This window comes from Ruegeria sp. ABV4_181 (genome assembly GCF_056158465.1).
Window position 1 is genome coordinate 276262 of record NZ_JBSWTI010000006.1, and the last position, 17267, is coordinate 293528.

A 17267-nucleotide genomic window follows, 5' to 3' on the forward strand; every position below is an offset into this window, starting at 1 on the left:
CGTTTTTCAACACTATCCGGACAAAGCCAACCTTCGGTCTGATCCAAGAAACCGGAGGTTCTGGTCCCATAGCCGACATTCGCCTACTTGTCGCAAGTCGGTCCAGATGTACATTCCCTCCCATCGGTTTTCTTTTTGTAAAACACTGTTGTTCAGCTTTGCTCGCTTCCTGCTTCATCTATCCCAGTTGCATGAGGGTTGGCTTTCACCGCTGACAACATCTTTAACACTTCCGCTTTCCAGCCCGCCTTGATCTTTAACGCCAATTGAGACGGTGGCCGGTGAACGGGCTCAAGGAGCGCATATTCATATCTGTGCGGTATTTTGAAGGGCACGAACGCGACTTTTCCGTTGGACAGGTTTAGTTCTCGTTCAGTCGCTACGGTCAACGGATCCACGATCGAATAACACTGACCTGAGCTCACAAATGGTATCAAGGGTAGAAAGTACTGACATGTCACCGTTGGGTTGTAGTTAGCTGAAACTTCTTGAAACTCTTGTCGAATTTTGCGCTGGAACGGATGCGTGGCATGCAATCCCCCCATAGGGGCCCCGTCGAGATCAGAAATGGATACAGTCCTGCGCGAAGCAAGCGGGCTGTCACGATCAACGGCGCAAAAACAATCTGCCTGGATCAGTTCTGTTGAATACTGAGGCTCTTTCCTGGTTGAATGCTCGAAGTCTGCGAAGCCGAAATCAATATTTTGCGTGCCCGCAAGCTCCATAATCTGAGGCGAACTGCGTGTAGACAATGTGATACGTATCTCGGGGTTCTCGCCGACTGATTGGCTGATGAAACGCGGGAACAAGAATGCGGATGGGCCCGGCATTGTAGCGATATTCAGGCTGCCAGAATGCCCTTTAATCAACCCTTCCATTGTACTGGAAATCGTCGCCAGGCGGTCCAGAATACCCGTGGTTTCGGCCAAAAGGTAACGCGCTTCGGGAACAGGGACCAATCGCCGCCCCTTACGCTCGAACAGTGTCAGGCCAAGGGTCTTTTCAAGGTTCTTCAAGGCCAGACTGATCGCAGGCTGAGTGCGGTTCAGTTTCTTGGCGGTTTGAGAGATAGAGCCGGTCTCCATCACCTCACGAAAAACGGTCAACTGCATCAGGTTCATGGTAATTATATAAACTAAACCTTAGTTTTGTGAAATATAACAAATTTGTATTTATGATAATTGCCACTACGCTTGCGGGATCGAAATTCGGCCAAACCGAATCCGACGATCCAACAAGGGAGATGATGATGAAATTTGTGAAATGTTTGACGGGACTGGCCCTGGCAAGTGCGCTTGCCGCCCCGGCGCTGGCACAGGATCCAACTTTTTTCCGCATCGGCACAGGCGGCGCAGGCGGAACTTACTTCCCCATCGGGGGCACCATCGCAAATGGAATCTCCGCCCCTCCTGGCTCGCGCCCCTGCGAAGAAGGCGGCCAGTGCGGCGTGCCGGGCCTGATCGCCATCGCGCAATCCACCACCGCGTCGGTCTTCAACAACGCCGCCGTCCAGAATGGCGAGCTTGAGGCCGGTCTTGCCGCCGCCGACGTGACCCGCTCGATGTATCTGGGTGAGGGTAAGTTCGAAGGCAAACCCCACCCCAACCTGCGCATCGTCGCAAACCTGTTCCCCGAAGACCTGCATCTGGTGCTGCCAGCCGGTCAGACGATCAACGACCTGAGCGATCTGGAAGGCAAGCGCGTCGGTATCGCGCAGGCCGGTTCCGGCACGCAGGTCGCCGTGTTGCAGATGCTGGACGCCTGGGGCGTCAACCGCGACAACATGGACGAGGCCGAGCTGAACAACAGCCAGAGCGCCGAGCGTCTGGCCGACGGTCAGCTTGACGCCTATTTCTATGCTGCAGGCTGGCCGGTTGCCGCGATGGTGCAGCTGTCCTCGACCAAGGGGATGAACCTGCATTCTTTCACCGACGAAGACATGGCTAAGATCAATGAGATCATCCCGGCCTATATCCCCTCGACCATTCCAGGCGGGGTTTATGAAGGCATCGACGGGGAAACCAAGACCCCGGCGGTCAGCGCGATGCTGGTGGTGTCTTCGGAACTGTCCGACGAATTAGTCTATGGCCTGACCAAGGCACTGTGGAACGACAATACTCGCAAGCTGCTGGACAATGGCCATGCCAAGGGCAAGCAGATCACGCCTGATACGGCGCTGGATGGTGTCGAGGCGCTGGGTGTGCCGCTGCATCCGGGGGCCGAGAAATTCTATAAAGAAGCCGGTCTGCTTCAGTAACCGTACCTTACTGACACCTGTCGTCGGTGCCCCTGCGTGGGGCACCGCACTCCGGAATTATGCGAAATCAGGGGGCCATCATGTCCGAGACCCAGAAACTTGATGACCACGAATTGACGGCAGAGGAACTGGCCGCCATCGAAGAACAATTCGACGAAGGTGCCGCCGTCCGGCAGGTCACGCGCGCCGCGGGCAAGGTGCTGCGCTTTGTCGCCCTGATTCTTGCGTTCTACGAATTCTTCACAGCCGGTTTTGGCCTGCCCGCCGACCATTGGCACATGGGTATCTATCTGTCGCTGCTGTTCATTCTGGTCTACGCGACAATTCCGATTTTCGGCTCCAAAAACCTCTATGCGCTCAAGATCAGCCGGTACCGTATCGGCAACATCCCTCTGTACGACTTGGTCTTTATGGCGCTGGGGATCATCGCAGCTTTGTATGTTGGGGTCGCATGGCGCGGCATTCCGTTTCTGGGTATCGAGGAACAGACGTTCCGAATGGGCAACCCGAACACCTATGACGTGGTTTTGGGCGTAATCATCATCCTGCTGGTTCTGGACATCGCACGCCGCACGCTGGGTTGGGTGCTGCCGCTGATCATCTGCGTGTTTATCTCATACGCCCTGTTGGGCCCGTATTTCCCCGGCTTGCTGCAGCATCCGGGCGTGAACTTCAAAACTTTCGTGTCGTCGATGTATTTCCCGCAGGAAGGAATCTACGGCGTCACCCTTTGGGTCGTCTCGACCATCGTGTTCCATTTCGTCCTGTTTGGCGTGATCGCGCAGCGCACGGGGTTGGGGCAGCTTTTCATCGACAATGCAACCATTTTGGCGGGCCGCTATACCGGCGGGCCGGCAAAAGTGTCGGTGGTATCCTCGGCGTTCTTCGGCACGATCTCGGGCTCTTCGGTGGCCAACACCGTTTCGACCGGCGCGCTGACAATTCCCAACATGAAGCGCCTTGGGTACCCCGGCCATTTTGCGGGCGGCGTCGAGGCCGCGTCGTCGGCCGGAGGGCAGATCACACCGCCGATCATGGGGGCCGCCGCCTTTATCATGGCCGAGTTCCTTGAGGTGCCCTACACCACCATCGTCATTGCCGCGATCTTCCCCGCGATCCTTCACTATGTCGGAGTCTTCGCGGTGGTGCACCTGATGGCACGCAAGCTGAACCTGCAAGGCTTGGCGAAAGAGCAGCTGCCGCAGCTCAAGGCTGTCTGGGCCGAAGGTTGGGCCAACATCGTGCCTCTGATCGGTCTGCTGGTCGTGCTGTTTACCGGCTACACGCCGTTCATGTCCGCCTTCTGCGGTATCTCACTGGCGGTGATCGCAGGCATGTCGCGCATCAAACAGCCGCCCACGCTGATCTATGCCGCGGCGTTCCTGGCCTTCGTGCTGTGGAAATTCTCGGATGGCGGGTTCGATCTGACGATGACGGCGATCCTGTGTGCTTTATCGGTAATCGCCACGCTGAACCCGCAGAAACGCATCGAAGTACCCGAGATGCTGCAAGCGGTTGAGTTGGGAGTGAAATACTCGCTGGCCGTGGGTGCCGCCGCTGCCGCCGTCGGCATCGTTGTCGGTGTTATCAACACAACCGGCATTGGCTTCCGTATCGGGTTCATGGTCACTCAAGGTGCAGGCAATCTGGCCTCAGACCTGTACAATATGATCTCGTTCGGCAGCTGGCAGCTGTTTGCGATGGAAGACCTGCAACTGTTCATCTCGCTGGTCTTCATTGCCATCGTTTGCATCCTGATGGGCGCAGGCATCCCGACCACAGCGCTTTACATTATGCTGGTCTCGGTCGCACAGCCCGCGCTGGCGCAGCTGGGTGTCCCGCCGATCGCAAGCCACTTGTTCGTACTCTACTACGGTGTGGTATCCGAGATCACACCGCCAGTCTGCACTTCGGCCTATGCGGCAGCGGCCATTGCGAACTCCAATCCGTTCCGAACTGGTCTCTCTGCCTTTACCCTTGGGTTGGGCAAGGTGATCGCGCCAATGGCCTTCGTTTATGCGCCGGTCTTATTGTTCGTGTCCTCAACCGGGTTCAACCTGTGGGAATTCACCTACACCGCCACCAGTTGTATCGCCGGGGTCATCGCCCTGTCCGCAGCTGTGGTCGGATATTGGCTGAAACCGCTGAACATCGCGTCGCGTATCCTGATGGCCATCGCGGGGGTGATCTTCGTTGCGCCCAGCCTGACGGCTGACCTGATCGCGCTTGCCGTCGCCTCGCCGGTCATTGTCACCCAACTGATCGCGCGCAATCGCAGTCATTCCCCGGCCTGATGCGATGACAGAGCAAGTGACCATCATCGGCGCAGGGATCGTCGGCATCTGTTGTGCGCTGTCGCTGCAAGAACGGGGCATACCGGTCCGTCTAGTCGACCGGAGCGACCCGGGACAGGAAACCTCTTTCGGCAATGCGGGGGTTGTGTCGCCCTGGTCGATCATTCCGCAGGCCGTTCCGGGCATCTGGAAAAAGCTGCCCCAGATGCTGTTGGACCCGAAAAGCGCGCTTTCAGTCCGGGCGTCCTTCTGGCCGAAGATGATCCCGTGGGGGCTGCGCTTTCTGGGCAAGTCCGGCGAAAAGACGGTTCGCGAAGTCTCAGATGCGATGGAGCTTTTATGCCGCCCGTCCATTGATCTGTACCGTCGGCACCTGCAGGGCACGGGTCACGAAGCGCTGATCGCGGACAGTTACTATATTCACGCGTTCCGGAACCCTGAACAAGCCAACCTGAGTGATCTTGGTTATCTGATCCGCCGGGAAAAGGGAGGTGAATTGGAGCGTGTCGACGGCGCTGAATTGCGGCGCCTGGAACCGGCGCTCTCAAAAGACCTCAAGGCTGCGATTGTGATCAAAGGTCAGGCCCGCGCAACTTCTCCCGGGCGTTTGGGCGCTGTATTGGCCGAAAAAGCACGTGCGCAAGGGGCCGAGTTTGTGCGGACCGAAGTCACTAGGCTGAGCCACACCGAAGGCGGCATTTGGCAGCTTGCAACGTCACGTGACACGCTGCACGCGCGCAATATTGTCCTTGCAGCCGGAGTGTGGTCCGCCGACCTGCTTAAACCCCTTGGCATACCTGTGCCGTTGGTGGCTGAACGGGGTTACCACGTTGAATTTCGGGCCCCTTCGGCTGTGCTGAACAACTCGGTCATGGATGTGGACGCAAAGGTCGTCGCAAGTTCGATGCAGGGCGGTCTGAGGGTCGCCGGTACGGCCGAGTTTGGCAGTGTCGATGCCCCAGCCGATCCGCGAAAAGAAAAGATACTGACCGATCAGGCAAAATCCTTAGTGCCGGACCTCAATACTGGCGAGGCACAGTTCTGGATGGGTCGGCGCCCCTCTTTTCCCGACAGCCTGCCAGCGATTGGGCCGCTGAACGGAAAGGACGGGCTTTTGGCCGCGTTCGGTCATTCTCATTACGGGCTGATGATGGCGCCAAAGACCGGAGAGCTTGTGGCGGATCTGGTGTCCGGACGCAGCCCGAATATCAACCTGGACCCGTTCTCGCTGGCCCGTTTCTAATTCCCCTATGCAAAAGGACCTGAGCACCATGCCAATTTACGAAGGCGGCCAAAACATCTGTGGGGCTTCGATTGGGGTTTTGTGCCTTGAAAGCTATTTCCCCAAACCGCCCGGGCACATCAAGAATCCGTCCAGCCTTCCTTTTCCCGTTCTCTACGAAATGATCGACGGCATTACCGTCCCGACCCTGCTAAACAACCCGACGCCCGAGCTTCTGGCCCCCTTCATCAAGGGCGCGCAACGGCTTGAGGCCGAGGGTGTTCGGGCAATCACGGGAAGCTGTGGATTTCTGGCTTTATTTCAAAAGGAACTGGCTGCGTCTGTTTCCGTACCCGTCTTTGCATCCAGCTTGATACAGGTGCCTCTGGCCTTTCACATTACCGGGGCGAATGCCCCGGTGGGCGTGTTGACCGCAGATGCATCTGCTCTGACGCCGAAGCATTTCGAAGGTGTCGGAGCAGGTGGTATTCCCGTCGCAGTACAAGGGTTGGAGGACACCAGCGAATTCGCTGAAGTGATCTTACGGAATACGCGAACCCGCATGGACACAGATTTGATCGAGGCCGAAGTGCTCGAGGCCGCACGGCAACTCAGAGATAATTCACCGGAGATACGGTCCTTGGTATTGGAGTGTACCGACTTGCCGCCATATGCCGCGCGCCTTCAGGACGAGTTGCAGCTTCCCGTCTTCGATTTGACGACACTGGCGCAGATGGCGCATACCGTTGCGACGCGCAAATCCTATGTTGGCATTATGCCTTGGACCTAAAGGAACTGAATTATAGCGTGGTACTTGGGGGATTTAAGTGTCCGTTGACCTAACCATCCTGTTGGTTGCCATCGGCCTTGGCGCAATGCTGCAAGTCGGCGTCGGCATCGGGTTTAGCATCCTTGCCGGACCGCCGATGATGATCCTGCTTGGTACATCAACGGCTGTCCCAATGCTGCTGCTGTTGAATACCATCGTTTCAGCGGTCGCGACAGACCGACAGGTGCTGAAGGCCGACCGACAGACCATTCGCACGGCAATCATCGGATGCCTCGTCGGAGTGGTCGCGGGCCTTGTCGTGTACCCCTGGCTGAGCGAGGCGTTTGTCCTTGCCTTGACGGCCAGCCTGTTGCTGATCGGGCTTGTGACGACCTTGCTGCCCTTGCGTCGCTCAATTGGAGCAGCAGGGTTTTCGACCGTTTCCGGCTTATCCGGGCTGGCGACTGTTTGGGCCGCGACGCCCGGCCCGCTAATGGTTTTCGGGTTGATTGCGAAAGGCCGCCCAGCCAAAGAGGTTGCCAAGTTGGTACAACCCATTGCGCTGGTGGCGTACGGCATCGCATTCCTATTGCACAGCCTATCCGAGACGCAGGCCTTTGCCTATGGCCCGCAGCTATGGGGCTTCCTGGCGCTCACACTGATCGGCAGCCTTTTTGGTCGTGCAGTGGGGCCCCATTTGCCTCAGACCTTGGTCACAACGGCGATCCGCGTGGTTTCTCTGATAGCCTGCGGCGTTCTCTTTCATCGCGCATTTGCGGTCGCGTAAACTCGAAGGGCAGACGATGACACAAGACAACAAACTGGACGGATTTCCCCGTGCCCAACTCATGTCAGGCCCAACCCCATTGGAGCGGCTGGACAGGTTGTCTTCGGAATTGGGTATCGACCTCTGGCTGAAACGCGATGATCTAACCGGGCTTGGGTTTGGCGGTAACAAAACGCGGCAGCTTGAGTTCTATTTCGGTGATGCCCTTCAGAAAGGCGCGGATACCATTCTGATCACCGGCGCAGTTCAGTCAAACTTTGTTCGGTCCGCTGCAGCCGCCGCAGCAAAACTGGGCATGCAATCCGTTCTGCAACTGGAAGAGCGTGTGTCGGATATGGGCGAAGCGTATTACAGCTCTGGGAATGTGTTGTTGGCACAAATTCTGGGTGCCGAACACATGACCTACCCCGAGGGCGAGGACGAAGTCGGTGCGGACGCAGCGTTGCACGCGCGTGCCGACGAACTGAAGGCGCAAGGGCGCAAACCTTATGTCATTCATCTGGGTTTAAACCATCCGCCTTTGGGTGCTTTGGGCTACGTCGTCGCCGGAAAAGAATTGTGTCGTCAGATGCCGGATATCGATGCGGTTGTCGTACCCTCAGGTAGTGGAGCCACACATGGAGGCTTGTTGACTGGAGTAGCCTTGGAAAACAACTCCGCTTCTGTGTTTGGCGCCTGCGTACGCCGGGACAGCGATAAGCAAATGATCCGAATGTACGCCGTTCTGCAGAAACTGGCGGATATGTTGGATATCGACGCAGCGCCTTTGCAGGACAGGGTTAGCGTTCTGGATGAAGCGCTGCCTCCCGGCTACGGGAAACTCAGCGGAGGGACACGGGCTGCATTGGAAAAGATGGCTCGCACCGAAGGAATATTTCTTGATCCCGTCTATTCCGCGAAAACTTTCGCTGGATTGTTGCATTTGGTAAATGCAGGAGAAATCCAACCCGGGCAGAAAGTAGTCATGGTGCACACAGGTGGGTTGCCTGCTCTCTTTGGGTACCAAAACGAGTTGGTAGATAACCAATCCTAGTTCCACCCAAACCACCATAAAATTCACTAACAGGATCAACTCGAAACATGACCATTACCCGGATCGAAACCGGCCAACGCATGAGCCGTATCGTCAAACACAACGGCGTTGCCTATCTTTGCGGCCAGACATCGGACGCACCCACGGTAACTGAACAAACACACGACATTTTGGCCAAGATCGAAGACCTTTTAGCTAAAGCCGGCAGCGATAAGACTCGCATCTTGAAATGCGAAATCTGGCTGGCCGACATGGCCGACTTTGCTGAAATGAATGCCGTTTGGGACGCCTGGGTACCAGAAGGCCACGCTCCAGCCCGCGCCTGCGGAGAGTCCAAACTTGCCCGTAATGTGTTGAAGGTTGAAATGATTGTGACGGCAGCCTGTGACTGAACCGCTACCGGGGGTTTTCGCAAAATCGGCGAAACGGTCTGCTAGGTATTGCAGGCATACGTGCCCAGTTGGTGCGCCGTTACTTGCGAAAAAGTGCTGCCTGCTCATAAGTCGCGATCTTCAGTGGCAACCTAAGCGCAAAACGAACTGGTCAGGAGCGGACGAAGCGGACCTCCGAGCTACAGTGCGCCGCACGCCCCCAACACGATTTCGACCCGTTCTTGAACCGGCACCTTGGGTAACTCAATTCTGATGTAGCCGAGCGCATCCAAAGCTTCCTCGATGCGGAGGTGTTCCTGCACTGCTGCATCGAATTTGTGCCGACGTTCAGCGTCATTGGCAAACAGTTCCCTCCAAGGCGGGACCACAAAAACGCGCTTCCAGTATGCTTGGGTTTCACCAAGTGTCTCCTCCATCGTTTGGCCGCCAGAATGTGCCAAAGCGACAGCCGCGTCGATCAAACCACGGTCGAAGAACACAATGCCATCAATGTGTTTCGCGACCTGTAAGTCAGACTTAGCCATCTCAACTGCGCGCAGTGCGAACGCCTTCTTATCCGCCCATGGCAGAGCCTTGCCTTGTCCGGCCAGTTCATCTGAAACGATGCGGCGGCCGGGCTCTTGGACTGTCGGAAACCCGCGCTCTTCCAAGGCCTTCAGCAGAGTCGATTTTCCGCCGCCAGAGCACCCTGTCAGCAGAACAAACCTACGACTCAAATCAATTCCCCTTCCGTGGCTCGATGACCTTCAATGCACTTGATGCTGCGTTGCCGAAAATTGCAACAAGGTTCATATCGCGGAACTTAGCTGCAAGACCCGTGGATGACAGAACGGCGGACAGAGCAGATCTAGCGCGCAGTGCGCTGCAATAGTGAATCATTGGTGGATCGTCGCTGCCAATAAAACTCTGTACCGCTGTCGAGCTGTCGCACTTCGAAGCCGATTTTCTCTAAAATTCGCATTAATTTTGGGTTTGGGGTTGAGCAGTTCCGTGCGAGAACCGACCACTCAATAGCAACGATATCCCGTATCAATGCCGCTTTTTCGATTGTGTCGATCAACACCGGCAACACGCCTTCACCACCTTGTTCAACAACAGCAATTTCAACCGAAAGCACTTTTCCCGATTTGGAAAACTCAGCAAGAACTTCCGCTTCTCCGACGGAGAAAACAATCGGACGATTGGCGAGCGCGTAGGCTTCTAAATCATCAAGGTTCACAAGCTCACTTGGCTTGATTCCATCTATCAATAGTTCGCGCTTGGTCATCATGCTTCCTTCCATTGGCTCAGCCTATATGAAGCCGATAGCGGTGCAGCATCAACAAACAGTTTGGGCTCGTTGTGGACATCGAAGGCAGTGCAGCTACGGTCTATTCTTTGTAGGAGATCCTTTCGGGGACGGCCCTTTCCCGACCTTCGACCGACCGGCTATACGCTGCGGCGCGGCCCGTCGAACCTGCTGTTCGCTGCAAGCGCAAGATTATAGAGTGGCTGGACTTACACAATGCGAACAAAGTCGCCTTTAAGCTTAGATGACTTATCCGCGTCCGCTCACGCTCGCCTGATAGGCGTCCAGCGAGCCTGAAAGGGCAAGGCCGCAGGGCACGTCATGCCTTTCGCAGAACTCCTGCCAGACTGCTCCATAGGGCAGGTCCTTGAGCTCTTCGGTGAAAATGAGACGCTTCGTAAAGTCCAGCGTCGCTTCCGCGGTCTTAAGTTCTGCTTGCGGCATAAGCAGAGATCGCAAGAGTGCCTTTTGCATATTCCGCGTCCCGATCACCCAGGCTGCGGTTCTGCTGATCGTCGCATCAAAGAAATCCAGCCCGATGCGCGTCCGGTCGAGGAGGTTGGCAAACACGAGCTCGTTAGCCATCGCCTGTATGTCATCGTTTAGAAGGATCACGTGATCGCTGTCCCACCGCATGGGCCGGGAGACGTGAAGAAGGATTTCGTCTAGCGAGAGCGCCACGGAACTCAGCTTGTCCGAGATGTTCTCGGTGGGATGGAAATGCCCCATGTCGAGGCACAGGAGCGTTCCCTTACGGATCGCGTAGCCCATGTAGAACTCGTGACTGCCGACCGTGCAGGCCTCGACACCGATACCAAAGAGCTTGCTCTCGACCGCATCAACCATCTGCGCCGGGTCCTGGGTTTCGGCGCGCATGGCATCGAGTGAGGCCTCAAGCCGTGCGCGTGCCGCCATGCGGTCGACGGGAATGTCCTTGTATCCATCTGGCACCCAGATGTTGTTGACTGCTGATGAGCCAAGCTCCGCTCCCATCTTTGCCGCGATGTCTCGAGTGCGGCGGCCGTGCTCGATCCAGAAGTCGCGAATACCATTGTCAGGGTGGCTGAGCGTCAGATTGTCGTCGGCCTTCTCGTGCGAGAAAAACGTGGGATTGAAATCTAGGCCAATGCCTTGATCCTTGGCCCAATCGACCCACGGCGCGAAGTGGCGATACTCGATTTCGTCCCGGTCGGGCGTTTCATCCGTGTCGAGGTAAATCGCGTGAAGGTTCAGCCGATGTGTGCCTGGAATTTGGGCATAGGCGAATTCAAGGTCAGCGCGCAGTTCGTCAGGTGTGCGGGCGCGCCCCGGGTGGTTGCCGGTCGCCTGTATGCCACCGCCCGAAGTGCCGCTTCGGGTCTCGAAGCCCACCACGTCATCGCCCTGCCAACAATGCATCGAGATTGCGATCGTGGCGAGGTGGTCAAGTGCAGCCTCAGTATCCACACCCCAATCGGAAAAGACGGCTTTTGCGATTTCGTACGTCATAGTAGCCACCTCTATCGCGTGAAGGCCTGAACATTACCGGCATCGACATTGACAATGTTGCCAGTCGACTTGGCAGACTTGTCAGAGGCGAAGAAGTAGGCGGCCTCTGCTATGTCTTCTGGCAGGACGACGCGCTTGAGCATGGACCGCTGGCGATACATCTCTTCGAGCCCGTCCTTGTCGGTGCCGTAGGTCGAGGCCCGCTGGTCCAGCCACTCGCCTTCCCAGATACGCGAACCGCGCAGGACAGCGTCGGGATTGACCACGTTTACGCGGATCCCAGCTTCTGCACCTTCCAGCGCGAGACAGCGTGCCAGATAAATCTCAGAGGCCTTGGCTGTGCAATAGGCCGACGCATTAGGGCTGGCGGCCAGGCCGTTCTTAGAGGCGATAAAGACGATCGAGCCGCCGATACCCTGAACGCGAAGTAGCTTAAAAGCCTCGCGGCTGACCAAGAAGTAGCCCGTGGACAGGATGTCCATGTTCTTGTTCCAGAGTGCGAGTGAGGTCTCTTCAACCGGTGCGGAAGATGCGATACCCGCGTTTGAAACAAGGATGTCCACGCCGCCGAACTCGACAGCAGAAAATGCGAATACGGACTCGACAGCCTTCTCGTCGGTGACGTCCATTTTCACACTGCGTACAACGTCGGGAGAATAGCGCGCAGAGAGGTTTTCTTCGACTGCTTCAAGCGCCTCTGCGTCGATATCCGCCAAAACGACGCAAGCCCCTTCGGAGAGGTAACGCTCAGCGATCGCAGCACCGATGCCACCGGCCCCACCTGTTACAAGCGCTATGCGGCCCGCAAGCGATTTCGGCCTTGGCATGCGCTGCAGCTTAGCCTCTTCCAGAAGCCAATACTCGATGTCAAAGGCTTCCTGTTCCGGCAGGCCCACATATTGGGAAACTGACGAGGCCCCGCGCATAACGTTGATGGCGTTGATGTAGAACTCGCCCGAGATACGCGCGGTGGCCTTGTCCTTTGCGAAGGTAATCATGCCGACACCCGGGACCAGATAGACGACCGCATTTGGATCGCGGATCGCCGGGCTGTCGTCGTGTTTGCAGCGCTCATAATAAGCGGCATAGTCGTCTCGATACGCCGCGACCTGATCGGGCAAGCCGCCCAGCACGTCATCGATATTGTTCTTGGCCGGGTCGAAGTCCACAACGAGCGGACGGATTTTCGTGCGAAGGAAGTGATCGGGGCAGGAAGTGCCGAGTGCCGCGAGCGGACGCATATTCGTGGAATTCACAAATTCAAGGACGGCGTCGCTGTCGTCAAAATGGCCGACCATGTGCTGCTTGCCCGAAATCATGCCGCGGATCGCGGGCATCAGGCGCGCGGCAACAGCTTGGCGGCCGGCAGGCGAAAGACTTTGGTGAGCAGCACCGCCAAAGTCAGAGTCGTCAGCTGTTTTTGCCTCGAACCAGTCCATCGCCTTTTGAATTATCGCGAGTGAAAGCTCGTAGCATTCCTTGGCGTCGTCGGCCCAGGTGAAAAGGCCGTGTGACTCAAGCACGACGCCTTTGGCGTTTGGGTTGGTATTGCAGTAATCCTCAAGCCACAGCCCCAGTTCAAAGCCCGGACGCTTCCACGGCAGCCAGCCAATCGCGTCGCCAAAGATCTCATGCGTCAGTTCTTTCGAATTCTTCGAGGCAGCAATCGCGATGATCGCGTCGGGATGGAGGTGGTCCACATGTTTCATTGGCACATATGCATGCAACGGCGTGTCAATCGACGCAGCGCGAGGGTTCAGCTTGAACGTGCAGTGCGGAAGGTAGCCGACCATTTCGTCTTCGAACTCGACACCGCGATAGAGACCTTTCAACGCCTTCAGCTTTTCCATGTAAAGTGTGGCGAACCCATCCATTTTGATCGAGCCTATGTCGCCGCCCGAACCTTTGATCCAAAGCACTTCGACATCCTCGCCTGTCAGTGGATCGCGCTCCATCGCTTTGGCTGACGTATTGCCGCCGCCGTAATTAGTAATGCGTTTGTCCGATCCAAGAAGGTTGGAGCGATAGAGGAGCTTTTCCGACTCGCTCATCTTTGCTGCAGCATTATCTTCCCAGAGGTTCTCAAGGGGTTGTTTTTCAACGGTCTTCAACATCTGACCCTCCGGCTGCGTCCAAATTCAGGATGTGCGTTGCAAGAGAGGGTGCGGGGGTTGTGTCACTTTGTCAATCAAAAACGCTCACAAACAATCATGCTGCGATGCAGAATGATTGTTTGTGATTGAAAATGATTGACAAGTGATACGAATCTGGACATCGTGCTGGGCCAAGGGAGGCAAAATTGCACGAAACTGAGCGTCATACTGTTATCTTGTCTGCGGTTCAGGACCGCCCATTCGCCAGTGTCGCCGATCTTTGCGGGCTGACCGGTGCTTCTGAAGCCACCATTCGCCGGGACATTGCCACGCTTCACATAGAGAAAAAGCTGCGCCGCGTTCGCGGAGGCGCGGAAGCGATCGCACCGCCTCAATTCGTCGGACTTGCGGGGCGGACGTTTGCTGTTAACGAATCCATTCGTATTGACGAAAAGCAAGCCATTGCTCAGGCCGCAGCCGAGCTGTGCGAAGATGGTGATCCGATCATTATTAACGGGGGCACCACGACGTTCCAGATGGTGCATCCGCTGGCCAACCGGCGCATGCAGGTCTTTACCAATTCGTTTCCGATTGCAGAACACCTGCTCAAGCATTCCAAGAACACCGTCATGCTGCCCGGTGGTGCGATATACCGAGAACAGAACATCATCCTGTCTCCGTTCGAAAATGATGTCTCGCGCAATTTCTATGGGCGCCGCATGTTCATGGGGGCTCAGGGAATTGGCCCTCTTGGCCTGATGGAAAGTGATCCCCTTCTCATCCAGGCCGAGGAAAAGCTCATGGGTCAGGCGGACGAGTTGGTCGTTTTGGTCGACAGCAGCAAATTCGACTCCCGCTCCAGCCTCGTGCTCTGCCCGCTGGATCGTATCGACGTTGTCATAACAGATACGGGCATCCCCGACCGGGCTGCTGCGATGCTGGAGGCTGCCGAAATCAGACTAATCGTGGCGGAAAAGAACGCCGCGGCCGAAACCGGTTCGACCTAAGCGGACCATTCACAATCGCTCGACAGGGAGGATTAACCATGAGCATGACCAGAAGACTCTTCGGCGGCACAGCGATCGCGGCCGCCATGCTGGCAGGAAGTGCTGTGCACGCACAAGAGGACATGCGCATCGCGCTCGTTGTCAAGGCGCTGGGTATCGGCTTTTTTGAAGCGGCTGCGGAAGGCGCTGAGGAGGCAGCGGCTGAGCTTGGTAATGTCGAGGTCATCTATACCGGTCCGACCGACACTACCGCAGAAGGTCAAATTGAGGTCATCAACTCTCTGATCGCTCAGGGCGTCGACGCCATCGCGATCTCTGCCAACGACCCGGACGCCGTATCTCCTGCGCTCCAGCGTGCGATGCAGCGCGGCATCACAGTCATATCGTGGGATTCAGGCGTCAACGAAGAGGGTCGGATGATGCACCTGAACCCGTCCTCGACCCCGCTGATTGGTAACACAATCATCAAGCTTGCGGCTGACCACATGCCCGATGGCGGCCAGGTGGCCATCTTGTCGGCATCGGCTACGGCCACGAACCAGAACGCATGGATTGCTGCTGCAGAAGAGGTCCTGCCGAACTACGAAGGCATCGAATTGGTCGCAACTGTCTATGGCGATGATCTTTCGGACAAGTCTTATCGCGAAGCACAAGGCCTGATGGCGTCCTACCCGGACCTCAAGGCCATCATCGCGCCAACCACAGTCGGCATTCTTGCGTCGTGCCAGGCCGTGTCTGACGCGGGCAAGATCGGCGAGATAAACGTTACCGGGCTGGGGCTGCCATCCGAGATGGCGGGTTGCGTCGAATTTGGCGCCACGGAAAGCTTCGCAATCTGGAACCCGATCGACCTTGGCTACTCGGCAACGATGATAGCGCACGCGTTGGCCTCGGATGCTGCAACCGCCGAGCCGGGTGCGGAAATTCCGACGGGGCGCATGGGGTCGGTGACGCTGGATGACACGAACTCTGCCGCGATGTCGGACCCGTTCACTTACGACGCGTCGAATATTGATCAGTTCAAAGACATATTCTGATCGCTGAAACGGATCGGCGCAGCGTTATCGTTGCGCCGACACTACTCCGATATGGCAGCCGAACCTTATGTTGATGGAAGCAGATCCCGAGCCCGCGCTCACTCGCGATGAAACCAAAGTACCGGTTCTTTCGCTGAACGGAGTAACGAAGAGGTTTCCGGGCGTTACGGCTTTGTCAGAGGTTTCGCTTGAACTCTTCCCCGGCAGGGTTACAGCACTGGTCGGAGAGAATGGCGCCGGAAAATCGACTGTCGTCAAGATTCTGACCGGCATCTATCAACCGGATGGTGGTCAAATAAAGATCGATGGTTCGCCCATTCGGTTCCCGACCGCTCAGGACGCTGGCAATGCTGGCGTCACCGCGATCCACCAAGAGACAGTTCTTTTCGATGAATTGTCAGTGGCAGAAAACGTGTTTCTCGGCCACGCACCACGCGGGCGTTTCGGCCTGATCGATACGACTGCGATGATGGACAAAGCCCGAGAAATCCTGAAAGCCATTGGTGCCAACATCGATCCCAGAACGAAACTCAAAGACCTGGGTATTGCGAACAAGCATCTCGTGGCGATTGCCCGTGCGCTGTCGATCGACGCACGTGTTGTGATCATGGATGAACCGACCGCCGCGCTCAGCCAGAAGGAAATCGAAGAGCTTTATGAGCTTGTTGAAGAGCTGAAAGGGCAAGGCAAGGCCATCCTATTCATCAGCCACAAGTTTGATGAAATCTTCCGCATTGCCGACAACTACACGGTTTTCCGGGACGGCGCGTTGGTGGGCAACGGTGTAATCGCCGATGTGTCCGAGGCTGAGTTGGTCAAGATGATGGTCGGCCGGGATGTCAGCCAGATCTTCCCCGATCGGGAACACAATACCGGCGACGAGATCCTTTTTGTCGACGGCTACGAACATCCGACCGAGTTCGCCGATATCAGTTTCACTCTGCACCGCGGGGAAATTCTGGGCTTCTACGGCCTGGTTGGCGCGGGACGTTCAGAGTTTATGCAATCTCTCTTTGGTATAACCCGCCCCTCAGCAGGCGAGGTGACAATCGACGGCAAGCGCGCGGTCATCCGGTCCCCTGCAGATGCCGTTGGCAAGGGCATTGTCTATGTTCCAGAAGACCGCGGCCGACAGGGCGCAATCACAGCGCTTCCGATTTTCCAGAACGTCACCCTGCCCTCGCTTGGCCGCACCTCAAAGAACGGATTTCTGAGGCTGGCCGAAGAATTCAAGTTGGCTCGGGAATACACCGAAAGGCTCGATCTTCGCGCGGCCTCTCTGGACATTGACGTTGGCAATCTCTCGGGTGGAAATCAGCAGAAGGTCGTCATTGCCAAGTGGCTGGCCACCCAACCAAAGGTTATCATTTTGGATGAACCGACCAAGGGCATCGACATCGGCTCGAAGGCCGCAGTTCACGAATTCATGGCGGAACTGGCCGCTCAGGGATTGGCGGTCATTATGGTCAGTTCGGAAATCCCCGAAATCCTGGGCATGTCCGACCGCGTTATCGTGATGCGCGAAGGTCGGATTGCCGCAGAACTATCAGGCGACGAGATGACCCCAGAAACACTCGTGCGGCACGCGGCGGGAATTTAG

15 protein-coding genes are annotated in these 17267 nt (G+C 56.7%); 10 read left to right on the forward strand and 5 right to left on the reverse strand.

Annotated features, from left to right (window positions below):
- Positions 1 to 152: 152 nt before the first annotated feature.
- Positions 153 to 1121 (reverse strand): LysR family transcriptional regulator, encoded by a 969-nt coding sequence (locus tag ACXAC3_RS20775; RefSeq protein ID WP_475164422.1) that lies wholly within the window; start codon positions 1119 to 1121, stop codon positions 153 to 155.
- A gap of 128 nt (positions 1122 to 1249) precedes the next feature.
- On the opposite strand from ACXAC3_RS20775, the gene ACXAC3_RS20780 reads away from it, so the two are divergent.
- The 7 genes from ACXAC3_RS20780 to ACXAC3_RS20810 all read left to right on the forward strand — a co-directional run bounded on the left by ACXAC3_RS20780 (position 1250) and on the right by ACXAC3_RS20810 (position 8754).
- Positions 1250 to 2257 carry a TAXI family TRAP transporter solute-binding subunit gene (locus ACXAC3_RS20780; RefSeq protein ID WP_475164424.1) on the forward strand — a complete coding sequence of 336 codons (1008 nt, stop codon included), beginning with the start codon at positions 1250 to 1252 and terminating at the stop codon, positions 2255 to 2257.
- An 80-nt stretch (positions 2258 to 2337) separates the two neighbouring features.
- Entirely contained in the window at positions 2338 to 4551 is a 2214-nt protein-coding gene (locus tag ACXAC3_RS20785) for a TRAP transporter permease (RefSeq protein WP_475164427.1), read from the forward strand.
- Between the two features lie 4 nt (positions 4552 to 4555).
- Positions 4556 to 5794 carry an NAD(P)/FAD-dependent oxidoreductase gene (locus ACXAC3_RS20790; protein ID WP_475164430.1) on the forward strand — a complete coding sequence of 413 codons (1239 nt, stop codon included), beginning with the start codon at positions 4556 to 4558 and terminating at the stop codon, positions 5792 to 5794.
- A gap of 28 nt (positions 5795 to 5822) precedes the next feature.
- Positions 5823 to 6563: an aspartate/glutamate racemase family protein gene (locus tag ACXAC3_RS20795; protein ID WP_475164433.1), complete on the forward strand. Its 741-nt coding sequence runs from the start codon at positions 5823 to 5825 to the stop codon at positions 6561 to 6563.
- A gap of 37 nt (positions 6564 to 6600) precedes the next feature.
- Positions 6601 to 7329 (forward strand): TSUP family transporter, encoded by a 729-nt coding sequence (locus tag ACXAC3_RS20800; RefSeq protein ID WP_475164436.1) that lies wholly within the window; start codon positions 6601 to 6603, stop codon positions 7327 to 7329.
- Positions 7330 to 7345: 16 nt separating this feature from the next.
- Positions 7346 to 8362, forward strand: coding sequence for a D-cysteine desulfhydrase family protein (locus ACXAC3_RS20805; RefSeq protein ID WP_475164438.1), 1017 nt, complete (start codon positions 7346 to 7348; stop codon positions 8360 to 8362).
- 47 nt (positions 8363 to 8409) lie between these two features.
- On the forward strand, positions 8410 to 8754 hold the full coding sequence (locus ACXAC3_RS20810; protein ID WP_475164442.1) for a RidA family protein: 345 nt from the start codon (positions 8410 to 8412) through the stop codon (positions 8752 to 8754).
- Between the two features lie 179 nt (positions 8755 to 8933).
- On the opposite strand, the gene ACXAC3_RS20815 is transcribed toward ACXAC3_RS20810, so the two are convergent.
- The 4 genes from ACXAC3_RS20815 to ACXAC3_RS20830 all read right to left on the reverse strand — a co-directional run bounded on the left by ACXAC3_RS20815 (position 8934) and on the right by ACXAC3_RS20830 (position 13644).
- Positions 8934 to 9470 carry an AAA family ATPase gene (locus ACXAC3_RS20815; protein ID WP_475164445.1) on the reverse strand — a complete coding sequence of 179 codons (537 nt, stop codon included), beginning with the start codon at positions 9468 to 9470 and terminating at the stop codon, positions 8934 to 8936.
- A gap of 131 nt (positions 9471 to 9601) precedes the next feature.
- Entirely contained in the window at positions 9602 to 10021 is a 420-nt protein-coding gene (locus tag ACXAC3_RS20820) for a hypothetical protein (RefSeq protein WP_475164446.1), read from the reverse strand.
- Positions 10022 to 10291: 270 nt separating this feature from the next.
- Complete coding sequence (locus ACXAC3_RS20825; protein ID WP_475164449.1) at positions 10292 to 11530, reverse strand: L-rhamnose isomerase; 1239 nt, start codon at positions 11528 to 11530, stop codon at positions 10292 to 10294.
- An 11-nt stretch (positions 11531 to 11541) separates the two neighbouring features.
- A complete protein-coding gene (locus ACXAC3_RS20830; protein WP_475164453.1) occupies positions 11542 to 13644 on the reverse strand; it encodes a bifunctional rhamnulose-1-phosphate aldolase/short-chain dehydrogenase in 2103 nt (700 codons plus the stop codon).
- A gap of 185 nt (positions 13645 to 13829) precedes the next feature.
- Between ACXAC3_RS20830 and ACXAC3_RS20835 the strand changes: the two genes are divergently transcribed.
- The 3 genes from ACXAC3_RS20835 to ACXAC3_RS20845 all read left to right on the forward strand — a co-directional run bounded on the left by ACXAC3_RS20835 (position 13830) and on the right by ACXAC3_RS20845 (position 17267).
- Positions 13830 to 14630 (forward strand): DeoR/GlpR family DNA-binding transcription regulator, encoded by an 801-nt coding sequence (locus tag ACXAC3_RS20835; RefSeq protein ID WP_475164455.1) that lies wholly within the window; start codon positions 13830 to 13832, stop codon positions 14628 to 14630.
- Positions 14631 to 14668: 38 nt separating this feature from the next.
- Positions 14669 to 15667 carry a rhamnose ABC transporter substrate-binding protein gene (gene rhaS / locus ACXAC3_RS20840; protein WP_475164458.1) on the forward strand — a complete coding sequence of 333 codons (999 nt, stop codon included), beginning with the start codon at positions 14669 to 14671 and terminating at the stop codon, positions 15665 to 15667.
- Between the two features lie 67 nt (positions 15668 to 15734).
- A complete protein-coding gene (locus tag ACXAC3_RS20845) occupies positions 15735 to 17267 on the forward strand; it encodes a sugar ABC transporter ATP-binding protein (protein WP_475164461.1) in 1533 nt (510 codons plus the stop codon).

Excerpts from the sequence above, each read along its gene's own strand:
- ACXAC3_RS20775 (WP_475164422.1), bottom strand. The coding sequence starts at position 1,121 with ATGAACCTGATGCAGTTGACCGTTTTTCGTGAGGTGATGGAGACCGGC.
- ACXAC3_RS20780 (WP_475164424.1), top strand. The coding sequence starts at position 1,250 with ATGAAATTTGTGAAATGTTTGACGGGACTGGCCCTGGCAAGTGCGCTT.
- ACXAC3_RS20785 (WP_475164427.1), top strand. The coding sequence starts at position 2,338 with ATGTCCGAGACCCAGAAACTTGATGACCACGAATTGACGGCAGAGGAA.
- ACXAC3_RS20790 (WP_475164430.1), top strand. The coding sequence starts at position 4,556 with ATGACAGAGCAAGTGACCATCATCGGCGCAGGGATCGTCGGCATCTGT.
- ACXAC3_RS20795 (WP_475164433.1), top strand. The coding sequence starts at position 5,823 with ATGCCAATTTACGAAGGCGGCCAAAACATCTGTGGGGCTTCGATTGGG.
- ACXAC3_RS20805 (WP_475164438.1), top strand. The coding sequence starts at position 7,346 with ATGACACAAGACAACAAACTGGACGGATTTCCCCGTGCCCAACTCATG.
- ACXAC3_RS20810 (WP_475164442.1), top strand. The coding sequence starts at position 8,410 with ATGACCATTACCCGGATCGAAACCGGCCAACGCATGAGCCGTATCGTC.
- ACXAC3_RS20820 (WP_475164446.1), bottom strand. The coding sequence starts at position 10,021 with ATGACCAAGCGCGAACTATTGATAGATGGAATCAAGCCAAGTGAGCTT.
- ACXAC3_RS20825 (WP_475164449.1), bottom strand. The coding sequence starts at position 11,530 with ATGACGTACGAAATCGCAAAAGCCGTCTTTTCCGATTGGGGTGTGGAT.
- ACXAC3_RS20830 (WP_475164453.1), bottom strand. The coding sequence starts at position 13,644 with ATGTTGAAGACCGTTGAAAAACAACCCCTTGAGAACCTCTGGGAAGAT.
- rhaS (WP_475164458.1), top strand. The coding sequence starts at position 14,669 with ATGAGCATGACCAGAAGACTCTTCGGCGGCACAGCGATCGCGGCCGCC.
- ACXAC3_RS20845 (WP_475164461.1), top strand. The coding sequence starts at position 15,735 with ATGTTGATGGAAGCAGATCCCGAGCCCGCGCTCACTCGCGATGAAACC.